The 20000-nt window shown below is 60.6% G+C and carries 15 protein-coding genes, 1 tRNA gene and 1 pseudogene; 13 read left to right on the top strand and 4 right to left on the bottom strand.

Annotated elements, in window-relative coordinates; translation table 11 throughout:
- Positions 1-54 precede the first annotated feature (54 nt).
- The 6 genes from CHU95_RS11590 to CHU95_RS11565 all read left to right on the top strand — a co-directional run bounded on the left by CHU95_RS11590 (position 55) and on the right by CHU95_RS11565 (position 9780).
- Positions 55-2412: a 1-deoxy-D-xylulose-5-phosphate synthase N-terminal domain-containing protein gene (locus CHU95_RS11590; RefSeq protein WP_094456740.1), complete on the top strand. Its 2358-nt coding sequence runs from the start codon at positions 55-57 to the stop codon at positions 2410-2412.
- Positions 2413-2504: 92 nt separating this feature from the next.
- Positions 2505-2588: transfer RNA gene (locus CHU95_RS11585), tRNA-Leu, on the top strand.
- A gap of 125 nt (positions 2589-2713) precedes the next feature.
- Positions 2714-4054 (top strand): trigger factor, encoded by a 1341-nt coding sequence (gene tig, locus CHU95_RS11580; RefSeq protein ID WP_094456515.1) that lies wholly within the window; start codon positions 2714-2716, stop codon positions 4052-4054.
- Positions 4055-4126: 72 nt separating this feature from the next.
- Entirely contained in the window at positions 4127-4750 is a 624-nt protein-coding gene (gene clpP / locus CHU95_RS11575; RefSeq protein ID WP_094456514.1) for an ATP-dependent Clp endopeptidase proteolytic subunit ClpP, read from the top strand.
- Between the two features lie 243 nt (positions 4751-4993).
- Positions 4994-6259, top strand: a complete 1266-nt coding sequence (gene clpX, locus CHU95_RS11570; protein WP_094456513.1) for an ATP-dependent Clp protease ATP-binding subunit ClpX — start codon at positions 4994-4996, stop codon at positions 6257-6259.
- Positions 6260-6843: 584 nt separating this feature from the next.
- A complete protein-coding gene (locus tag CHU95_RS11565) occupies positions 6844-9780 on the top strand; it encodes a TonB-dependent receptor plug domain-containing protein (protein WP_094456512.1) in 2937 nt (978 codons plus the stop codon).
- A 77-nt stretch (positions 9781-9857) separates the two neighbouring features.
- Here CHU95_RS11565 and CHU95_RS11560 read toward each other — a convergent pair whose 3' ends face one another.
- Genes CHU95_RS11560 through CHU95_RS11550 form a run of 3 tightly spaced genes read right to left on the bottom strand, consistent with a single transcriptional unit; the run spans position 9858 to position 13304 of the window.
- Positions 9858-10928, bottom strand: a complete 1071-nt coding sequence (locus CHU95_RS11560) for a tartrate dehydrogenase (RefSeq protein WP_094456511.1) — start codon at positions 10926-10928, stop codon at positions 9858-9860.
- Positions 10929-10931: 3 nt separating this feature from the next.
- Positions 10932-12401 carry an NAD-dependent succinate-semialdehyde dehydrogenase gene (locus tag CHU95_RS11555; protein ID WP_094456510.1) on the bottom strand — a complete coding sequence of 490 codons (1470 nt, stop codon included), beginning with the start codon at positions 12399-12401 and terminating at the stop codon, positions 10932-10934.
- Between the two features lie 45 nt (positions 12402-12446).
- The gene (locus CHU95_RS11550; RefSeq protein WP_094456509.1) at positions 12447-13304 is read right to left on the bottom strand and encodes a GNAT family N-acetyltransferase; all 858 of its coding nucleotides are present in this window, start codon (positions 13302-13304) and stop codon (positions 12447-12449) included.
- Positions 13305-13526: 222 nt separating this feature from the next.
- Between CHU95_RS11550 and CHU95_RS11545 the strand changes: the two genes are divergently transcribed.
- Positions 13527-15002 carry an aldehyde dehydrogenase family protein gene (locus CHU95_RS11545; protein WP_245838171.1) on the top strand — a complete coding sequence of 492 codons (1476 nt, stop codon included), beginning with the start codon at positions 13527-13529 and terminating at the stop codon, positions 15000-15002.
- 53 nt (positions 15003-15055) lie between these two features.
- Here CHU95_RS11545 and CHU95_RS11540 read toward each other — a convergent pair whose 3' ends face one another.
- Positions 15056-17227, bottom strand: a complete 2172-nt coding sequence (locus tag CHU95_RS11540; protein ID WP_094456508.1) for a malate synthase G — start codon at positions 17225-17227, stop codon at positions 15056-15058.
- Positions 17228-17362: 135 nt separating this feature from the next.
- Between CHU95_RS11540 and CHU95_RS11535 the strand changes: the two genes are divergently transcribed.
- The 6 genes and pseudogenes from CHU95_RS11535 to CHU95_RS22895 all read left to right on the top strand — a co-directional run.
- Positions 17363-18205 (top strand): IclR family transcriptional regulator domain-containing protein, encoded by an 843-nt coding sequence (locus CHU95_RS11535; protein WP_165772130.1) that lies wholly within the window; start codon positions 17363-17365, stop codon positions 18203-18205.
- An 82-nt stretch (positions 18206-18287) separates the two neighbouring features.
- Entirely contained in the window at positions 18288-18689 is a 402-nt protein-coding gene (locus CHU95_RS11530) for a response regulator (protein ID WP_133065512.1), read from the top strand.
- Positions 18673-19161, top strand: a complete 489-nt coding sequence (locus CHU95_RS11525) for a response regulator (protein WP_094456506.1) — start codon at positions 18673-18675, stop codon at positions 19159-19161. The genes CHU95_RS11530 and CHU95_RS11525 overlap by 17 nt, the downstream gene beginning before the upstream one ends.
- The gene (locus CHU95_RS11520; RefSeq protein WP_133065511.1) at positions 19158-19400 is read left to right on the top strand and encodes a sensor histidine kinase; all 243 of its coding nucleotides are present in this window, start codon (positions 19158-19160) and stop codon (positions 19398-19400) included. Before CHU95_RS11525 ends, CHU95_RS11520 begins: the two co-directional genes overlap by 4 nt.
- Before the next feature lie 32 nt (positions 19401-19432).
- Positions 19433-19588, top strand: coding sequence for a hypothetical protein (locus CHU95_RS22435; protein WP_165772129.1), 156 nt, complete (start codon positions 19433-19435; stop codon positions 19586-19588).
- A gap of 233 nt (positions 19589-19821) precedes the next feature.
- Positions 19822-20000 (top strand): annotated as a pseudogene (locus tag CHU95_RS22895) (electron transfer flavoprotein subunit beta/FixA family protein); the annotation flags it as partial.

Raw genomic sequence — 20000 nt, 5'->3', positions numbered from 1 at the left:
GACGATTTGCTGATATAAGCCGGCGGATGGCTTTTGCCCCTCCGGATGCCGATCATGCCTGATATCAGCCCCTCTGCTCTGCCCCCTGTCTGTGATGACCGCCGGCTGGCCCATTTGCGGGCTTTGGAGAAAAAGGCCCTCTGGCTCTCCACCTGGATGATCCATAATGCCAACCATCTGCGCCCCTCCCGCGATGGGCTGAAGGTCGGCGGGCATCAGGCGTCAAGCGCCTCCATGGTCAGTCTGATGACGGCGCTGTTTTTCGATGTGCTGCGTCCGCAGGACCGTGTGGCGGTCAAGCCCCATGCCAGCCCCGTTTTCCACGCCATCCAGTATCTGATGGGTCGGCAGACGCGCGACAAGCTGGAACGGTTTCGGGCCCTGGGCGGCGCGCAGTCCTACCCATCCCGCACCAAGGACACGCCGGATGTGGATTTTTCCACCGGCTCCGTGGGCCTGGGTGTGGCCGTCACCGCCTTCGCCAGCATGGTCCAGGACTATGTCCGCCTGAAAGGCCTGTCCGATCAGCCCCAGGGCCGGATGGTTGCCCTGGTCGGCGATGCCGAGATGGACGAGGGCAATGTGTTCGAAGCCATGCTGGAGGGCTGGAAACACGACCTGCGTAATGCCTGGTGGATCATCGATTATAACCGGCAGAGTCTGGACAGTGTGGTTTCCGACAAATTGTGGGAGCCGATCACCGGCATGTTCCGGTCGCTCGACTGGAATGTGGTCATCATGAAATATGGCCGCCTGCTGGAGGCGGCGTTCCGGGAACCAGGTGGCGATGCCTTGCGCCGTTGGATCGACACCTGCCCCAACCAACTCTATGCCGCCCTTTGTTTTAAGGGTGGGGCCGCGTGGCGCGACGTGCTGATCCGTGATCTGGGCACGACCAGCGGTATCCGTGCCCTGTTGGACAGTCATGATGACGCGATGCTGGCCCGGCTGATGACCAATCTGGCGGGTCATGACCTGCCCACCATCCTGGATACATTCCATCGGGCGGCCAGCGGCCCGGATGCCGAACGGCCCGCCTGTTTTGTCGCCTATACGGTGAAGGGCATGGGCCTACCCTTCCAGGGCCACAAGGACAACCATGCCGGCCTGATGAACCCGGAACAGATCGCTGCGTTCAAGGCGCAGTGCGGTATCCGCGATGGCGAGGAATGGGAGCCATTTGCCGGCCTGGACGTGGATGTGGAGGATCTGAAGCGGTTTCTGGCCACAGAGGTCCCCTTTACCGCGACCCCCCGCCGCCGGCTGTCGGCTGCAACCGTGCCGGTGCCGGAACGTCTGGACGTTGCGATCACAGAACGGATGAGCACACAGGAGGGGTTTGGCAAGATCCTGGCCGAACTGGCCAAGGGTGACACCGACCTGGCGTCGCGGATCGTGACAACCAGCCCGGATGTCACCGTGTCCACCAATCTGGGGGCCTGGGTCAACCGCCGGGGCCTGTTTGATCGGCATGAACGCCACGACATCTTTAAGGAACAGAAAGTTGTGTCGGCCCAACGCTGGCAGGGTGATCCGCAGGGGCAGCATATCGAACTGGGGATTGCCGAACATAACCTGTTCCTGATGCTGGCGGCACTTGGCCTGTCCCATGATCTGTTTGGGGCCCGCTTGCTGCCGGTGGGCACATTGTATGATCCATTTGTGATGCGGGGTCTGGACGCCTTTAACTATGCGCTGTACCAGGATTCGCGCTTCATGTTGGTGGCAACACCCAGCGGCGTGACGCTCGCGCCCGAAGGAGGCGCGCACCAATCGATCGCCACCCCGCTGATTGGCATGGGGTTGCCAAAACTGTCCAGTTTTGAGCCGGCCTATGTCGATGAACTGGCTGCCATCATGCGCTGGGGATTCGAGCATATGCAGCGCCCCGATGGGGGCAGTCTGTATTTGCGCCTGTCGACCCGCGCCCTGACATCGCCTCGCCGGGTCCTGAATACGTCAGCGGTGATTGACGGCGGTTATTGGGTGTGCCCGCCGTCTGCGGACACTGATCTGGTCATCGTTTACATGGGGGCATTGGCGCCGGAGGCTCTGGCCGCCCATGCACAGATGCTGGAGGATGTACCAGGGGCGGGGTTGCTTGCGGTCACATCTGCTGATCGGCTTTATCAAGGCTGGATGGCGGCGCGGCGGGAGCGACAGGACGGCAAGCGGGCGGTAGCGCCTGTTGAACAGCTTCTGTCGGCGCTGCCCGCCACGGCCCGAATGGTGACCGTAACGGACGGGCATCCATCCGGCCTGTCATGGCTGGGCGGCGTCAAAGGGCACCGCGTGGCCGCCCTGGGCGTTGAAACCTTTGGCCAATCTGCTGATCTGCCGGACCTGTACCGCACACTTCATCTCGATACGGATGCCATCATTGATGCTGCCGCGCGGGTGCTGCTGGAATAGAGAGGCATTCCCCAAGATTCCGCGCTTGGCGAGCCTCGATCAGCTTGCTATACGGTGCGCTCCCACGGGCGGCCTCATGGTTTTCCCGACGGGCGGGCGTGGCGGAATGGTAGACGCGCTGGATTTAGGTTCCAGTGTCGAAAGACGTGGGGGTTCAAGTCCCTTCGCCCGCACCACGAGTTTTGAGTTTTGACCCGCAACCCACCGCGGCGGCCGAGTTTCGGCCCACCCGCGGGAGCTTCGGTCCCTGTAATGGCAGAGGGGGCTGGGGCGAACAGACAAAAGACAGGCATTTCGTCCCATGCAGATCATCGAGACCAGCGCTGAAGGCCTCCGCCGCGACTTCAAGGTCGTCATCACGGCCCAGGACATCGAATCGCGGGTGCAGACCCGGCTGACCGAGGTCGGCAAGACCGTCAAGATTCCGGGCTTCCGTCCCGGCAAGGTCCCGATGCCGATCCTGAAGCAGCGCTATGGCCAGTCGGTCATGGGCGAGGTGCTGGAAGCCGCTGTCAATGACGGTGCGCAGCAGGCGGTCTCCGACAATAATCTGCGTCCCGCTCTCCAGCCGAAGATCGAAGTGCTGAAGTTCGATCCGGGTCAGGATCTGGAATTTGCCGTCCAGGTTGAACTGCTGCCGGAGATTGAGCCGGCCGACCTGTCCGCCGTGGAGATTGAGAAGCCGGTGGCCACCGTTGCGGATGATACCGTGACCGAGGCCCTGGGCCGTCTGTCCAAGGGCCGTCGCACCACCGAAAAGGTGGAAGAAGATCGCCCTGCCGTGACCGGTGACATCCTGCTGATCGACTTTGACGGTTCCGTCGATGGTGAAAAGCGTCCCGGCATGAAGGGTGACGATTACGAGCTGGAGCTGGGTTCCGGTTCCTTCATCCCCGGATTCGAGGATCAGCTTGTCGGCGCCAAGGCCGGCAGCGATGTCACGGTCAATGTCAGCTTCCCGGAAGCCTATCACGCCGCCGAGCTGGCCGGTAAGGCGGCGGTGTTTGAGGTCAAGGTTAAGGAAATCCGTTCGGCCAAGGATGCCGAGCTGAATGACGACTTGGCCAAGAGCTTCGGATTCGATGATCTGGAAGCGCTGAAGGCTGCCATCAAGGAGCGGACCGAAGGCGAATATGGTCAGACCTCGCGTCTGCGCGCCAAGCGCTCACTGTTGGACAAGCTGGCGGAGCTGCACAGCTTCGAGGTTCCGGCCGGCATGGTTGAGATCGAGTTCGACCAGATCTGGAAGCGCCTGCAAGAAGAACTGGCCCGCGGTGGTGCCGATGCCGAAGATGAAGGCAAGGACGAGGAAGCCCTCAAGGCTGAATATCGCGACATTGCTGTCCGGCGCGTGCGTCTGGGCTTGCTCCTTTCCGAAATCGGTCGCCGTAACAATATCTCTGTGACGCGCGAGGAGCTGCAGAAGGCCATGTTCGACGAGGTCCGTCGTTATCCGGGCCAGGAGCAGCAGGTGTTCGAGTTCTTCCAGAAGAACCCGCAGGCCGTTGAAAGCCTCCGCGCACCGATTTACGAGGATAAGGTTGTCGACTTCATCCTTGGAACCGTTAAGGTGAACGAAGTGACCGTATCGGTTGAAGAGCTGATGCGTGATCCGGACGAGGACGAAGCAGCAGCCGCCTGAGGCTGTTGAAACGAATACCGCGGGGGCCAATCCAGGACCCCGCGGATGCCGGTTAGGAGCGAAGCAGGGATCATGATTGAACCGCAGATGAACGCGCTGGTTCCCATGGTGGTTGAGCAGACCAATCGTGGTGAACGGGCATACGACATCTACTCCCGCCTCCTGAAGGAACGGATCATTTTCCTGGTCGGTGGCGTCAATGATGCCGTGGCCAGCCTGGTCTGTGCCCAGCTTCTGTTCCTGGAAGCGGAGAATCCGACCAAGGAAATCTCCTTCTACATCAACTCGCCGGGCGGTTATGTGACGGCCGGGTTGGCGATCTATGACACGATGCAGTATATCCGCAGCCCCGTTGCGACCATCTGCATGGGTCAGGCCTCTTCCATGGGGGCCTTGTTGCTCGCCGGTGGCGCCAAGGGCAAGCGGTTCTCGCTGCCCAACAGCCGAATCATGATCCACCAGCCGTCGGGCGGTGCGCAGGGTCAGGCGGCGGATATCGAGATCCAGGCCCAGGAAATTCTGCGCCTGCGCGAAAATCTCAACGAGATTTTCGTGAAGCACACGGGCCAAAGCCTGGATGTCATTGAAAAGGCTGTGGAACGTGACAAGTTCATGAGCCCGGATGAGGCCAAGGCGTTCGGGATCATCGATGAGGTGATTGCCGGCCGCCCCGGTGGATTGACCCAGGCGGCGTAAGGCAGAAGCGGTGGCGAACAAGTATATATTGATCCCGCCGCTTCGGGTGTTGTTGAATAGGTGAGAGAGGGCGTCCATTGTCAGCCCTGGGGTTCCGTCCCCCGTGATGCACGGGATGGACAGGGAACCGGAGACGGCAAGGGCGCCCCCTGAAGCAGGCATCCCTCTAGGGATGTTGGGGCGTATCGGTCGGGGCCAGCCGGGCCACTTTCGATGCGCCATCCGGTGATGTACGGAGCGCAAATGACCAAGTCGACCGGCGGCGACAGCAAAAATACCCTCTACTGCTCTTTTTGCGGAAAGAGCCAGCACGAGGTGCGCAAGCTCATTGCCGGCCCCACCGTGTTCATCTGCGATGAATGCGTCGAGCTGTGCATGGACATCATCCGCGAGGAAAACAAGACCACGCTGGTGAAGTCCCGCGACGGTGTGCCGTCCCCGCGCGATATCAGCACGGTGCTGGATGATTATGTGATCGGTCAGGAGCATGCCAAGCGTGTGCTGTCCGTAGCCGTCCATAACCATTACAAGCGCTTGGCCCACGGTGCGAAGCACAATGACGTGGAACTGGCCAAGTCCAATATCCTGTTGGTTGGCCCAACGGGTTCGGGCAAGACACTGCTGGCCCAGACGTTGGCCCGTATCATCGACGTTCCCTTCACCATGGCCGACGCCACGACCCTGACCGAAGCCGGTTATGTGGGCGAGGACGTTGAAAACATCATCCTGAAACTGCTTCAGGCTGCTGATTACAATGTTGAGCGGGCCCAGCGCGGCATCGTCTATATCGATGAGGTCGATAAGATCAGCCGCAAGTCCGATAACCCGTCCATCACGCGGGATGTTTCGGGTGAAGGCGTGCAGCAGGCCTTGCTGAAAATCATGGAAGGCACGGTCGCGTCCGTCCCGCCGCAAGGCGGGCGCAAGCATCCGCAGCAGGAATTCCTGCAGGTGGACACGACCAACATCCTGTTCATCTGCGGTGGCGCCTTCGCCGGGCTCGAAAAGATCATCGCGGCCCGTGGTAAGGGCACCTCCATTGGCTTTGGCGCCGATGTGCGTGGCCCGGATGAACGCCGCATGGGCGATGTGTTGCGTGAAGTGGAGCCCGAGGACCTGTTGAAGTTCGGCCTGATCCCCGAGTTCGTTGGCCGTCTGCCGGTGCTCGCCACGTTGCATGATCTGGACGAAGCGGCGCTGATCGAGATTCTGTCCAAGCCGAAGAATGCGCTGGTTAAGCAGTACCAGCGCCTGTTCGAAATGGAAGATGTAAAGCTCACCGTGCATGAGGAGGCCCTGCGCTCGATCTCCCGCAAGGCGATTGAACGCAAGACGGGTGCCCGTGGCCTGCGGTCGATCATGGAGAGCATTCTGCTTGATCCCATGTACGACCTGCCAGGCTTGACCGGGGTCGAGGAAATTGTCGTGAACAAGGAAGTGGTAGAGGGCCGCGCCAAGCCGCTCTATATCTACTCAGACCGGATCAGCCAGGTGGCGCCAGGCGCCTAACCCGGGTCAGGCCATCCGTTTTTGGAGGGGCGGTTCCGCGAGGAGCCGCCCTTTTTCTTTTCTACGCCCAGCCTGTCAGCCCACGATTCGGAGGCGTGCGCCTCTATGGGCATGGTATGGCAAGTCGGTCCATCCTCCGAATTATTGTCTGAAGACGTATCCCACTACGCGACATCCCAGCTGGGTCGCGACAGGAGATAAATAATCACTTTTTAGATTGATAGATTCGAAGGTCCTTATTCGAATTTCATGAGTTTTCTTTCAACTAAAATTTTTAGTTTATTTTTGTAACAGATTGGTAAATATTTTGTTTAAATCATGTAAGAATTTGCTTATTTAAGTATTGATTTCACTAATTTCAAGATTTTATTAGTATTAATATTCGAGTCTTTGCAACTTTATTTAAGAATACAGGGTGAACTTTGAAGGATTGTTGCTGATCTGTCACAGATTCGGGATAAGTTTGTTGCAGGGTTGGAGGGCCGTTGCACTGTCGCACCGGTACGGCATGTTTCTCACACCATTAAGCCTAGACCGAAGGGCATAGAGTCGGCGGGCAACAGCAATCCGGAGAGGGGTTAACGATGAAGATGGTTCAGAAGCGTTCGTCACGCCGTTTCCAGCGGGGCCTATTGTTGGGCGCTGCCATGGGTCTGGTGGCGACCGGTGTGGCCACTGCGCAGGAATTGCAGCTTGAGGAAATCGTGGTGACCGGTTCGCGCATTGCGCGTCCGGAACTGACCAGCTCCAGCCCGGTCACGGTCGTGGATGCCGCCGCCTTTGAACAGGCTGGGGCTGCCACCGTCGATAGTGTGCTAAACGAACTGCCGCAGATCATCCCGGCGCTGGGTGCATTCTCCAATAATGGCGGCAACGGCACCGCCACGGTCGATCTGCGCGGTATTGGTGCTGCCCGCACGCTGGTTTTGGTCAATGGCCGCCGCTACATCCCGACCAACGGTACTGGTACGGTTGATCTGAACAACGTCCCGGCTTCACTGATTAAGCAGGTGCAGGTTCTAACGGGTGGCGCGTCGGCCGTGTATGGTTCCGATGCTATTGCCGGCGTTGTCAACTTTGTCCTGCAAGATGATTTCCGTGGGGCCAAGGCCAGTGCGCGCTATGGCATCACCAAGGAAGGCGATGGCAAGGAGCGCAACGTGAACCTGACCCTCGGAACCGGTTCTGAGGATGGGAAGTCCAACCTGACCCTGTTCGCTGAGTACAATAAGCGTGACGAGGTTATGGCTGGTGATCGCGACTATTCCAAGCAGGCAATCACCGAAGGTGTGGTGAATGGCGTCCCGACCATTCTGTTCAGCGGTTCCTCGACCTCGCCGGGTGCCCGTCTGGCCCGTGGCACCACGGTTCTGACGTGGGATGCTAATGGCGTGCCGCGCCCCTATAACAGCACCCGTACCACGACCTCGGCTGGTGACCTGTACAACTTCTCGCCTGTGAACTATCTGCGCGTGCCGCAGGAGCGTCTGTCGCTCTTTGCGATCGGCAATCACGAGTTCAATGAACATTTTGAGATTTATGAAGAGTTCAACTATGTGACAAACCGCGTGCCGCTGCAGTTGGCCGAAACCCCGGCCGTGATCCCGCAGCCCCGTCCCGGTGTGCCGCCGATCCGCATCAATCTGACCAACCCGCTGCTGACGGCTGCGACCGTCGCCCAGCTGCGTACCCTGTATCCGGCCTCAGCGGATCCCACTTTCGTGGCACCGCCGGGCTTCACAGCCAATGACTATGCCAGCATCACGACAGCCAATGCTCTCTCCCGCCGTATGATGGAGCTGGGCGCCCGGCAGCAGGACAACAACCAGAACGCTTTCAACAGCACGACCGGCATCAAGGGTGATCTCATTGATGGGTGGAGGTATGATACCTACTTCACTTTCGGCCGCGTTACCCGTGACGTGATTGTCCGCAACGACGTGTCATCGGCTCGCCTGCGTCAGGCACTCAATGCCACGCGCGATGCCGCCGGCAATGCCATCTGCGTTGACGCTACTGCCCGTGCCGCCGGCTGTGTGCCCATTGATATCTTCGGCCCTGGTCGCATCAGCGAAGCTGCTGCCAACTACGTCCGGACTGACACCAACCGCGTACAGGAATTTGAGCAGCAGGTATGGAACGGTTCCATCAATGGCGACCTGTTCGATCTGCCCGCTGGCGCTGTAAGCGTCGCCTTTGGTGGTGAATGGCGCAAGAACAAGTATTTCGATCGCGTGGATGACAGCATCCGCACGGGCGATATTCTGGGCTTCAACCCCGCCCTGTCGACCTCTGGCTCATTCGACGTGTGGGAAGGTTTTGCTGAAACCTATGTGCCGTTGGTTTCTGACCAGCCGTTCTTTGAGGACCTGTCGGCCACTGCCGCTTTCCGTTACTCCGACTATTCGTCGGTCGGCTCGGTTGAAAGCTGGAAGGCTGGTATGGGCTGGTCGCCGGTGGAGGACGTGAACTTCCGTGCGGAGTTCCAGGCAGCCACCCGTGCGCCCAACGTGCTTGAACTGTTCCAGGGCGGTGCCGTTGGCTTCCCAACCCTGAACTCCACTGTTGATCCCTGTCTGCTATCCACGGCCACCAACTTTGACCGCGCCTTCTGTATCAGCCAGGGCGTGCCGGCGGCCAGTGTCGGCACTACCGCCTTCAACAATGCGCGCCCGACCCAGTATCAGAGCCTGACGCAGGGTGCGGCGGTCGTGGGTTTTGACCTGAAGGAAGAGCAGTCCGAGACCTGGACCGTCGGTGCCGTGTTCACGCCGTCCTTCCTGCCCGAACTGTCCGCTACCTTGGACTGGTGGCAGATCAAGCTGGATGACCAGATTGGTGGCTTCGGCGGCGGTGCCGCCGGTGTGGTTCGTGACTGTTTTGTGAACAAGAACCTGCAAAGCGCTACCTGCCAGGCCATCTCGCGCACAGGTGATGGTTATCTGGCTGTTGTCCAGGTCCCGACTGTCAACAATGCCGGTCTCAAGACCTCAGGCGTCGACCTCGGTTTGGTGTGGCACCAGGATCTGCCGGAAAGCCTCGCGATTGCTGGTGAAGGTCAGTATCGCATCAAGACCGACGTGTCCTATCGCAACAAGCTGAATGTTCAGCCGTCTGTTGGTGGTACCATCTATAAGTGCGCCGGCTATGGTGGTCCGAATATCTGCGGTGAGCCAATCCCCAAGTGGAAGGCCACGACGACCTTCACCTATCAGAGCGGTCCACTGACGGCATCGGTACAGTGGAACTATATCGGGTCGTGGAAGAACGACGCCATCCTGTTTGGCACCAACCCCACGACGCTCGTCTATCCGAAGGTCGGTTCGTACAACCTGTTCGATCTGTCTGGTTCGTATGAGGTTGTCGAGGGTGTCGCCGTGTCGGCCGGTGTCACCAACCTGTTCGACAAGCAGCCGCCGATGCTGCCCGACACCATGATCGGCTCTCAGCAGAACAGCTTCACCAACACGTATGACGCGTTGGGTCAGCGGTTCTTTATTTCGACCTCGGTCAAATTCTGATCTGAGGCTTCATCTCTGCTTCATCACTTGGCGGCGGGTCCCTCGGGGCCCGCCGCTTTTCTTTAAATAGGTGCGCATCATCCCATCGCGTCGGCAATGGCTTTGCCGCAGGTTGCTGTATCAGCGTTGCCCTTCAGGTCGCGGGTGCGCAGGGCCGGTTCCGCCAATGTCCGCTCGATGGCGGTCACGATGGCTGCCGCCGCCTCGACCTCTCCCAGATGTTGCAGCATCATGGCCGCTGACCAGATTTGCCCCACCGGATTGGCGATGCCTTGTCCGGCGATATCCGGGGCCGAGCCATGGACAGGCTCAAACAGGGATGGGCCGGTGCGGTCCGGATTGATGTTACCGGACGGCGCGATGCCGATGGTCCCGGTGCAGGCGGGGCCAAGATCGGACAGGATGTCGCCAAACAGGTTGGAACCCACCACCACATCAAACCGGTCAGGGTTGAGCACAAATTGTGCGGTCAGAATGTCGATGTGATATTTGTCCCACCGTACATCAGGGTAATGTTTGGCCATCGCTTCGACGCGGGCATCCCAATAAGGCATGGTGACGGCGATGCCGTTGGATTTAGTGGCCGAGGTCAGATGCCGGTGCGGCCGGCTATTCGCCAGTTCGAAAGCATAGCGCAGGACACGGTCCACACCCACCCGCGTCATCACCGTTTCCTGGATCACCACCTCCCGGTCGGTGCCAGGGAACATCGTGCCGCCGACGGAGGAATATTCGCCCTCTGTATTTTCCCGCACGATCCAGAAATCAATATCACCCGGCTTGCGCCCTGCCAGGGGGCAGGGAACACCCGGCATCAGCCGGACAGGCCGCAGATTGACATACTGGTCATATTCACGCCGGAACAGCAGAAGCGATTGCCACAGCGAGATATGGTCCGGTACCTTCGCCGGCCAGCCGACAGCGCCGAAGAAGAGGGCATCAGGCTGGCCGATCTGGTCTTTCCAATCTTCCGGCATCATGCGGCCATGCTTCAGATAGTAATCGCAATGCGCGAAATCGTGCCATTTCTGTTCTACCGTAAAGCCGAACAGGCTGGCGGCCTGTTCCAGAGCGCGGATGCCTTCCGGCATGACTTCATTGCCGATACCATCACCGGGGATCACGGCGATTTTGTAAGAACGCGTCATGGCTTACAAAGCCTCGTGCAGTTTCAGCCCGCCAATATGGAAGGCTTTGGTTTCCAGATATTCTTCAATACCGGTCGGCCCGCCTTCGCGGCCTAGGCCTGACTGTTTGATGCCACCGAACGGAGCCATCTCCATGGCGATGGAACCGGTATTCAGCGCCACCATGCCGGCCTCCAGCCTTTCGGCCACCCGGAAGGCCCGGTGCAGGTTCTCGGTATAAAAATAGGCCGCCAGGCCGAACGGCGTGGCATTGGCAATTTCCAGGGCGTGGCGTTCATCCGTGAACCGGAACAGCGGGGCCAGGGGTCCGAACGTCTCCTCATTGGCCAGTCGCATGTCAGTCCCCGCCTCGGTCAGGATGGTGGGGGCGACAAAACGCCCGGTGGCTGCCTCGCTTCTGGTCAGGAGGTGCGCTCCCTTCGCAAGGGCATCCTCCATGTGGGCGGCAACCTTGGCGACCGCCGCATCATTGATCAGGGGGCCGATGGTGGTTCCAGCCTGGTTGCCGGGCCCAACCCGCAAGGCGCTGACGGCGGCGGCCAGTTTGCCGGCGAACTGGTCATAGACGCGTTCCTGCACCAAAATCCGGTTAGCGCAGACACAGGTCTGGCCGGCATTGCGGAACTTGCTGGCCATGGTGGCCGCAACGGCAAGATCGAGATCGGCATCGTCGAAGACGATCAGAGGCGCATTCCCCCCCAGTTCCAGTGACAGGCGCTTGATACTGTCGGCACATTGTCCCATTAGCAGCGCGCCCACGCGGGTGGAGCCGGTGAAAGACAGTTTCCGCACCAGAGGCGAACCGGTCAGCGCACCACCAATCGCGCTAGGCAGGCCGGTGACGACATTGAAGACGCCGGCGGGAATGCCCGCTCGTTCGGCGAGCACGGCCAGGGCCAGCGCAGTGAACGGCGTCATGTCCGACGGCTTGATCACCACGGGGCAGCCGGCGGCCAGTGCTGGCGCACATTTGCGGGTGATCATCGCTGCGGGAAAGTTCCACGGTGTGATGATCGCCGACACCCCGACCGGTTCTTTCCAAGTCAGGATTCGCCGATCGGCATCCGGGGCCGGAATCATGCCGCCATAAACCCGTCGCCCCTCGCCCGCGAACCATTTTACAAACGTGGCAGCGTAGCGGATCTCGCCAGCGGCTTCGGCCAGAGGCTTGCCCTGCTCGGCGGTCATAATCCGCGCCAGGTCGTCGATATGGGCCAGGATCAGGCCGTGCCAGCGTTCCAGAAGGTCCGCCCGCGTCCCAGCGGTCAGCTCCCGCCAAGCGGGCCACGCGGCATGGGCGGCGGCGATGGCGGCGGCCGTGTCGGTCGCATCGCAATCCGGCACGCTGCCAATGATGCTGCCATCGGCGGGATTGTCGACGGCTACCATGGAAAGTGACCCTGCCTGCCGCCACTCGCCGCCAATAAAGGTCGACTGACGGAATAGACCGGGATCGGAAAGGCAAAGGGACATGATCGGGTGCCTGTCGAAGGGGGGGGCGGGGCAGGGGGGGGCTGGTCAGCCCAAGGCCTGTGTCACCAGGGAGAAGGTCAGCAGGTCGGGATCGCGCGTCAGCGGCGTTCCCCGGATCATACGGGTGACCCGGCCCACACATTGCAGACCCAATGCGTCCAGCCAGGGGGAGAGGCCACTATCCTCGGTGATATCCACCCGACAGAACATGCCGGCATTGGCGCCCAGCCAATGGGAGATCAAGGCCTTAGCGCCGCCCAGATCGGGCGCGACCGTCGGGCCGACAACGTACCCACGCCCGAATTTCCGGAACAGCGCAAACCCTGCCACGTCGTGATCGCGCGTCAGCATTACACCCAGCGCACTCTTATCCATCGTGTCGATCAGTCGGCGGCGGTCCATGCCGGTGGCGCGGGCATCCAGTTCGGGGATGATTTCCATATCCCGCTGACCCATGGGGCGCACCCGTTCATTGGGCAAAAGGTCGGGCAGAGGCACGGAAAAGGCCGTGCCTTGATGCTGCAGCACATCGCCGACCGGCCGGAAACCCAGGCTTGTGTATAGGGGTATGCCTTCCTGGGTGGCGTGCAGCATGATTGTGCGGTCGCCCAGGATATCCATGACGCCGGCCATGAGACGGCGACCGATGCCAAGCCCCTGTGCCGACGGCGAAACGATCACCATGCCCAGCGTGCCCGCCTGCGCCCCGAACAGCCAGCACATGGCCGTACCGATAACCAGACCACCCTGCTCGGCCACCAGACCCTGTCCGAATTCCAGGAAGAATTGCCAGTCTTCCAACCTGTGCGGCCAGTTCATTTCGCGCGACAGGGCATGGGCCTGTTCCAGGTCCGCCTCGGTCATCGCCCGCAGATTGACGGCGGGCCGGGTCGGTTTTTCCATCACATTACCCCCTCGGATACCGATCTGCGGCGGCATGAACTGCTGTGGCCGCAAACCCAGCTAACATGTGGTGATGTTAAGCGGTGGTGCATGGCATTCGCTGCCGGGATGCAGGTGATTTCAGAAGATTGTGGCGCGCCTGTTCCGGGGGATCCCGACCAAATGCTGTGCCATCCGGATTATTCATGTCGCATATGGAATGCCAGCCGGAGTTGCCGCGCCGTGAGCCACTTTGATCCCAACAGCCTGTGCCTCCCCAGCGGTTCCAATTTCATCAATGGCGCCCGTGTGGCTGGAATTGGTCCGGAGATCCCGGTTCGCCGTCCCTCTGACGGGCAGATCTATGCCCATCTCGACAGCGCGGGCCCCGCGCAGGTGGATGCGGCGGTAGTAGGTGCCTACCATGCGTATCGACATAGCGGCTGGGCCCAGGCCGAGCCGCGTCAGCGTATGCGGGTCATGCGCCGCTGGGCGGACCTGCTGGAGGCACATCTGGACGAACTGGCGGTGTTGGAGGCTGTGGGCTCCACCCGCACAATCGCCGAGGCAAGAACCTGGGACATACCCTATTCAGCCGAATGTATCCGCTTTTATGCGGAATTCGCTGACAAGGTGGGGGGAGAGGTGGCGGCGACCACGCCGGACAAGCTGGGCCTGACCATCACGGAACCTTATGGTGTGGTCGCGGCGGTGGCACCATGGAACCTGCCCATTGTCATGGCTGTCTGGAAACTGGCGCCTGCCATCGCGGCCGGCAATGCTGTGGTGCTGAAACCGTCAGAAATGACGCCATTTTCCATCGTCAGGCTGGCTGAGTTGGCGATCCAGGCAGGGCTTCCGGCGGGCATCTTCAACATTGTGCAGGGCGACGGCCGGTCGGTGGGCGACGGCCTGTGCCGGCACCCGCAGGTGGCCAAGGTCACCTTCACCGGTTCCACCCGCACCGGCGCGGCAATCATGACCGCCTGTGCGGAGACCGGGCCGAAACCGGTGACGCTGGAATTGGGTGGCAAGAGCCCGCAACTGGTTTTTGACGATTGTCCCGATTTGGACAAGACAGCAGCGATTGTTGCCCGCGCGATCACATTGAATGCTGGTCAGGTCTGTGTGGCCGGGTCGCGTCTGATCGTGCAGGAAACTGTGGCGGAACAGGTGATGGCGCTGATCACGGCGCGGTTCCGCGCCCTTAACCCGGCTCCCACCTGGGATCCTTCTTCGACCTTGTCGCCGATCATCAATCATCCGCAGTTGGACCGGATTGACGGGATTGTCAGACGGACGGTCGCATCGGGGGCAACCTTGGTGACTGGTGGCGGCCGCGCTGCCGGGCCGCAGGACGGGTCTTATTTTCAGCCCACCATTCTGGCGGGCTTGGACACCGCCACAGAGGCGATACGGGAAGAGATTTTCGGCCCCGTCCTGACCGTGCAGAGTTTTCACGACGAAGAGGAGGCGCTGACCCTGGCCAATGACACCCAGTTCGGGCTGGCCGCCGGGGTGCATACCGGCGACGTGGCCCGTGCGCTTCGTGCAGTCCGCGGACTGGAGGCGGGCACCGTCTGGGTCAACCGTTATGGCCGCTCTAATGATTTTATGTTGCCGACCGGTGGGTTTAAGCGATCCGGTATCGGCAAGGACCTCGGGCGGGAGGCCTATCTGGCTAATTTGAAGGTTAAGACGGCACTTGTGGAGTTCTGACGATGGTGAGCGCCATGTCCGTCTTCGGGACGGACATGGCCTATTTGTGTCGCTTACCCCCGTGCCTTCAGTGCCCGGCGGTGCTTGTGCAGCAGCGGTTCGGTATAGCCGCTGGGCTGCTCGACACCCTTAAAAACCAGATCACAGGCGGCCTGAAACGCGATGGAAGCATCGAAATCCGGGGCCATGGGGCGATAGGCCGGATCGTTTTCGTTCTGCTTGTCGACCACTGCTGCCATCCGCTTCATCACGGCCATCACCTGTGCTTCGGTGCAGACGCCATGCAGCAGCCAGTTGGCGATATGCTGGCTGGAGATGCGCAGCGTCGCGCGGTCTTCCATCAGCCCGACATTGTGAATGTCGGGCACTTTGGAGCAGCCGATCCCCTGATCGACCCAGCGCACGACGTAGCCCAGAATACCCTGGGCATTATTCTCCAGTTCTTCATTGATCTCCGCCTCGGACCAGTTGACGCCGCGTGCCAGCGGGATGGTCAGGATATCGCGCAGCGAGGCGCGGGGGCGGGTGGACAGTTCAGCCTGACGGGCCGCCACATCAACCAAATGATAATGCAGCGCGTGCAGTGTTGCAGCGGTGGGTGAGGGGACCCAAGCGGTATTGGCCCCAGCCATCGGGTGGCCGACCTTGACCTTCAACATTTCCGCCATCCGGTCAGGCATCGCCCACATGCCCTTACCGATCTGTGCATGGGAACGGAAGCCGGTGGCAAGGCCGTTATCGACGTTCCAATTCTCATAGGCGCTGATCCAGGCAGCAGCCTTCATGTCGGCCTTACGGATCATCGGTCCCGCCTGCATGGAGGTGTGCATCTCGTCGCCGGTTCGGTCCAGGAAGCCGGTATTGATGAAGCATACCCGGTCCTTGGCGGCCCGGATGCATTCTTTCAGATTGACCGTGGTCCGCCGTTCTTCATCCATGATGCCGATCTTCAGGGTATGGCGGGACAGGCCCAGCACATCCTCGATCCGGTCGAACAGATGATTGGCAAAGGCTACTTCTTCCGGCCCATGCATCTTTGGCTTCACAATATAGACCGAGCCGGCCCGGCTGTTGGACAGGCCGTCGGTACGGCGCAGGTCATGCAGGGCAATCAGCGACGTGACGATGCCGTCGAGAATCCCCTCTGGTACCCAGGCCCCATCCTCGAATGTCACCGCATCAATGGTCATCAGATGCCCAACATTGCGGATGAACAGAAGCGACCGCCCATGCAGGGTGACCGTGTCGGTGCCATTGGGGTGGACATAAGTGCGGTCGGGATTCAGCGCACGGTCCAGGGTGCGACCACCCTTCTCAAACGTCGCCGTCAGGTCACCCTTCATCAGGCCCAGCCAGTTACGATAAACGGTGACCTTGTCGGCAGCATCGACCGCCGCGATGCTGTCTTCGCAATCCATGATGGCGGTCAGAGCTGACTCCATCACGATATCCGCAATACCGGCGGCATCGCCCTGACCGATGGCGTGGGTACTGTCGATGACAATGTCCAGATGCAGACCGTGATGAACCAGCAGAATATTGTCAGGCGCGGCGGCATCGCCCTTATACCCCTTCAACTGCTCCGGCGTGGCCAAGCCTGTTACCGATCCATCGGCAAGCGTCACAGACAGCGCGCCATCAATAACACGATAAGCGGTTGCATGCCGGTGACTGCCGGCCAGCAGCGGCGCTGCCCGGTCCAGCACCTCACGCCCCTTGGCGATGACGGCAGCACCACGCACCGGGTCGTACCCCTTGGCGCCCGGCGTACCAACCTCGCCCAACGCATCAGTTCCGTATAGAGCGTCATACAGGCTGCCCCAGCGGGCATTGGCGGCATTGAGCGCAAAACGCGTGTTCATCACCGGCACGACAAGCTGCGGTCCAGCAACCTGACTGACTTCCGGGTCCGTATTCGCCGTCGTGATGGTAAAGTCCGGACCCTCCGGCACCAGATAGCCGATATCGCGCAGGAACGCTTCATACATATCCGGATCGATATCCTGCCCGCGCCGGGCGATGTGCCAGCCATCAATCTTGGCCTGCAGCGCCTCGCGTCGGTCCAGCAGTCGCTTGTTGACCGGTGCCAGATCGTGGAACAGGGCGGCAAAACCCGACCAGAAACTGTCTGGCGCCACACCGGTGCCGGGCAGAGCTTCCGTCTCGATGAAACGATGCAGGTCGGCATCGACCTTCAGGCCATGAACAGTGACGGTAGCAGACATGGAGCGGACCCTCCCTGGGCTTTGCGATTGTTGATCAAGCCGTATCAGTCGGCTTGCTGCCACGCAACAGATTATGGAAGTCTTTCCACGATACGGAAATGCGTGTTAGGGTCACCGGCAAGACAGAGGTGTAAAATGCCGCCATCCTCCAAAGCCGATGCTGCCGAACGCAGCGGTAATGTTCAGGTTCTCAGTCGTGCCATTGCCATTCTGAACCATCTGGCGCAGGCCGATGGGGGGGGCAGTCTGACAGAGATCGGTACAGCGGTTGGCCTTGCCGCTTCGACCACACACCGGCTGCTCACTTCGTTGGAGTCCGAACGATATGTGCGCTTTGATGCCGAAACCAAGCTTTGGTCGGTGGGCGTGCAGGCCTTTATCATGGGCAACGGTTTCGTGCGCAGCCGTGATCTTGTTCGGCTGGCCAGGCCGCATATGCGGGCCTTGATGGAGGCCAGCGGCGAGACCGTGAACCTCGCCATTGAAGACCAGGGTGCCGCCGTCTACCTCTCGCAGGTGGAGTGCCGAGAGATGATGCGCACCTTTGCCCGCCTGGGCGCGCGGGTGCCGATGCATTGTTCAGGTGTGGGCAAGGCGCTGCTGTCCGCCCTGAGCCAGGCCCTACTGACCCGCCATATTGACCGGCATGGCCAAATAAGGATGACCGCCCGCACCATCACGGACCGTGGGGCATTGATGGCCGATCTGGCCGCCGGCCGCCGGCGCGGCTATGCCATCGACGACGAGGAACATGCTGTTGGCCTGCGCTGTGTGGCGGCCCCGATCTTCAACGAACATGGCGACGCTGTGGGTGCGGTGTCGCTGAGCGGTCCGATGGCCCGCATCACCGATGTCCGCATGGCGGCGCTAGGCAGCATGGTGGCGGGGGCCTCGTTCAAGATCATGGCGGAGATCGGTGGTAAAGCACCGCTGGATTGGGAGGAGATACCGTCTCATGCCCACCCCTATGCCGTTTGAATTAAGGCGCATCGCTTAGCGCCAAACGCCTTCAAACGGCGTTAAGCTCATCCAACCGATGAGATTACAAGGTCCATGCCCGATGGGGTGCCCAAAACAGATTCTGGTCGTCGAGGACGAGTTCCTGATCGCAATTTATGTTGCACATATCATGACGGATCTGGGCTTCGGCGTGATCGGCCCCGTGGGCGACATCCATCAGGCCTTGGGGCTGGCCGCAGAAAGGGCGCTGGATGGCGCCATTTTGGATGTGAACCTCTCCGGGCAGCTTGTTTTTCCCGTGGCCGCAACATTGGCCTCGCGGGGAGTGCCCTTCATCTTGACCAGTGGCTATGATGCCAATGGCCTGCCAGTTGAATGGCAGGGCCACCCGCTCCTGCGCAAGCCCGTGGTTGAACGCGACCTGTCGGGCCTTGCCCGGTCGGTGTTCCTGGCCGGGGACGGTAGCAGGGAACTGAAGGTGTCCGGTGTCCGCCAGGTCTGAGGCGCAGGGCGGGCGTATCCTGCTGGTCGAAGACAGCCCGACCCAGGCTTGGCGTCTCCGACTGTTGCTGGGAGATGAAGGCGATCAGGTGGAGCAGGTGGAGAGCGCCGAAGCGGCGTTGTCTGTGCTCAATCGGTGGCTGCCGCATCTGCTTATTGTTGATCATCACCTGCCCGGCATGCAGGGCGGTGCCCTGTGCCGGCTGATCCGGCTGCATCTGGCCACTCTGTTCATACCGATCCTGATGCTTACGGTGGATGAAACGCCGGCCCACCAGCGCGAAGGGCTGGATAGTGGCGCCGATGATTTCCTGGCAAAATCCACTGACCCGGCCGTATGGATCGGGCCGGCATGGCCACATATCTTTATCCACCGGCCATGGCTCTGCTTGGGGCTGATCTTCAGGGCACATCACTGTTTGGCCGTCTGGGCATGCCCTGGGCGGGCAATGTTGCCCCAGTTCCGACGGTGACCGAGCAAGCGGCAACTTTGGCGCGGTCCGATGGCCAGAAGGTGCCCGTGCTGTTTTCGATCACGCCGCTGGATGACGGGCCGGCTATTGACCTGCGGCCCAAGGCAGCCCTTGCCCTGGCCATGGTCTTCCAGGAATTGGCCACCAACGCCGCCAAATATGGCGCCTTCTGTCAGGGGGGGCCATCTGGCCGTACGCTGGAACCTGGAGGACGGGGCCGCCCCCGTGCATCCACCTGACCTGGAAAGAGACGGGTGGGCCAAGCACCAGCATGCCGGCGGTCAATGTTTTTGGCACCACACTGATCAAACGTTCGCTGGCCTATGAGATCCAGGGGCAGACCAGCCTGCTTTTTGAATCCGACGGTCTACGCTGCGATATGCATTTCCCCTTGGGGGAGGGCATTCGCCGCCGCCATGGTCATTGACGCGAACACACTGTCCAACCGGCAGCCTTTATCGCCAAGCTGATGCCGGTCGCGGGTATCGGGGTGATCACCATGGATCGGGTCTTTAGCCATCCTGCCGGAAAATGGAACCGGCCGGCGGGACCCTAAATTGACAGAACCGCTCAAATAATTTGATCGCAATGGGTATGGACGATCACATTGGTCCTGCACACTCTGCGCTACCCTAGCTTCAGATCTGAGAGCGCTGCCAGATGAAACTGTTGGTCGCCGTAAAGCGTGTTGTTGACTACAACGTCAAGATCCGCGTGAAGCCCGACGAGAGCGGTGTCGAGCTTGCGAATGTGAAGATGTCGATGAACCCGTTTGACGAGATCGCGGTTGAGGAAGCGGTTCGGTTGAAGGAAGCGGGCAAGGCGACGGAGATCGTGGT

It is taken from the genome of Niveispirillum lacus, from assembly GCF_002251795.1.
Classification (GTDB): domain Bacteria; phylum Pseudomonadota; class Alphaproteobacteria; order Azospirillales; family Azospirillaceae; genus Niveispirillum; species Niveispirillum lacus.
This window is presented reverse-complemented; position numbering and strand designations above follow the sequence as displayed.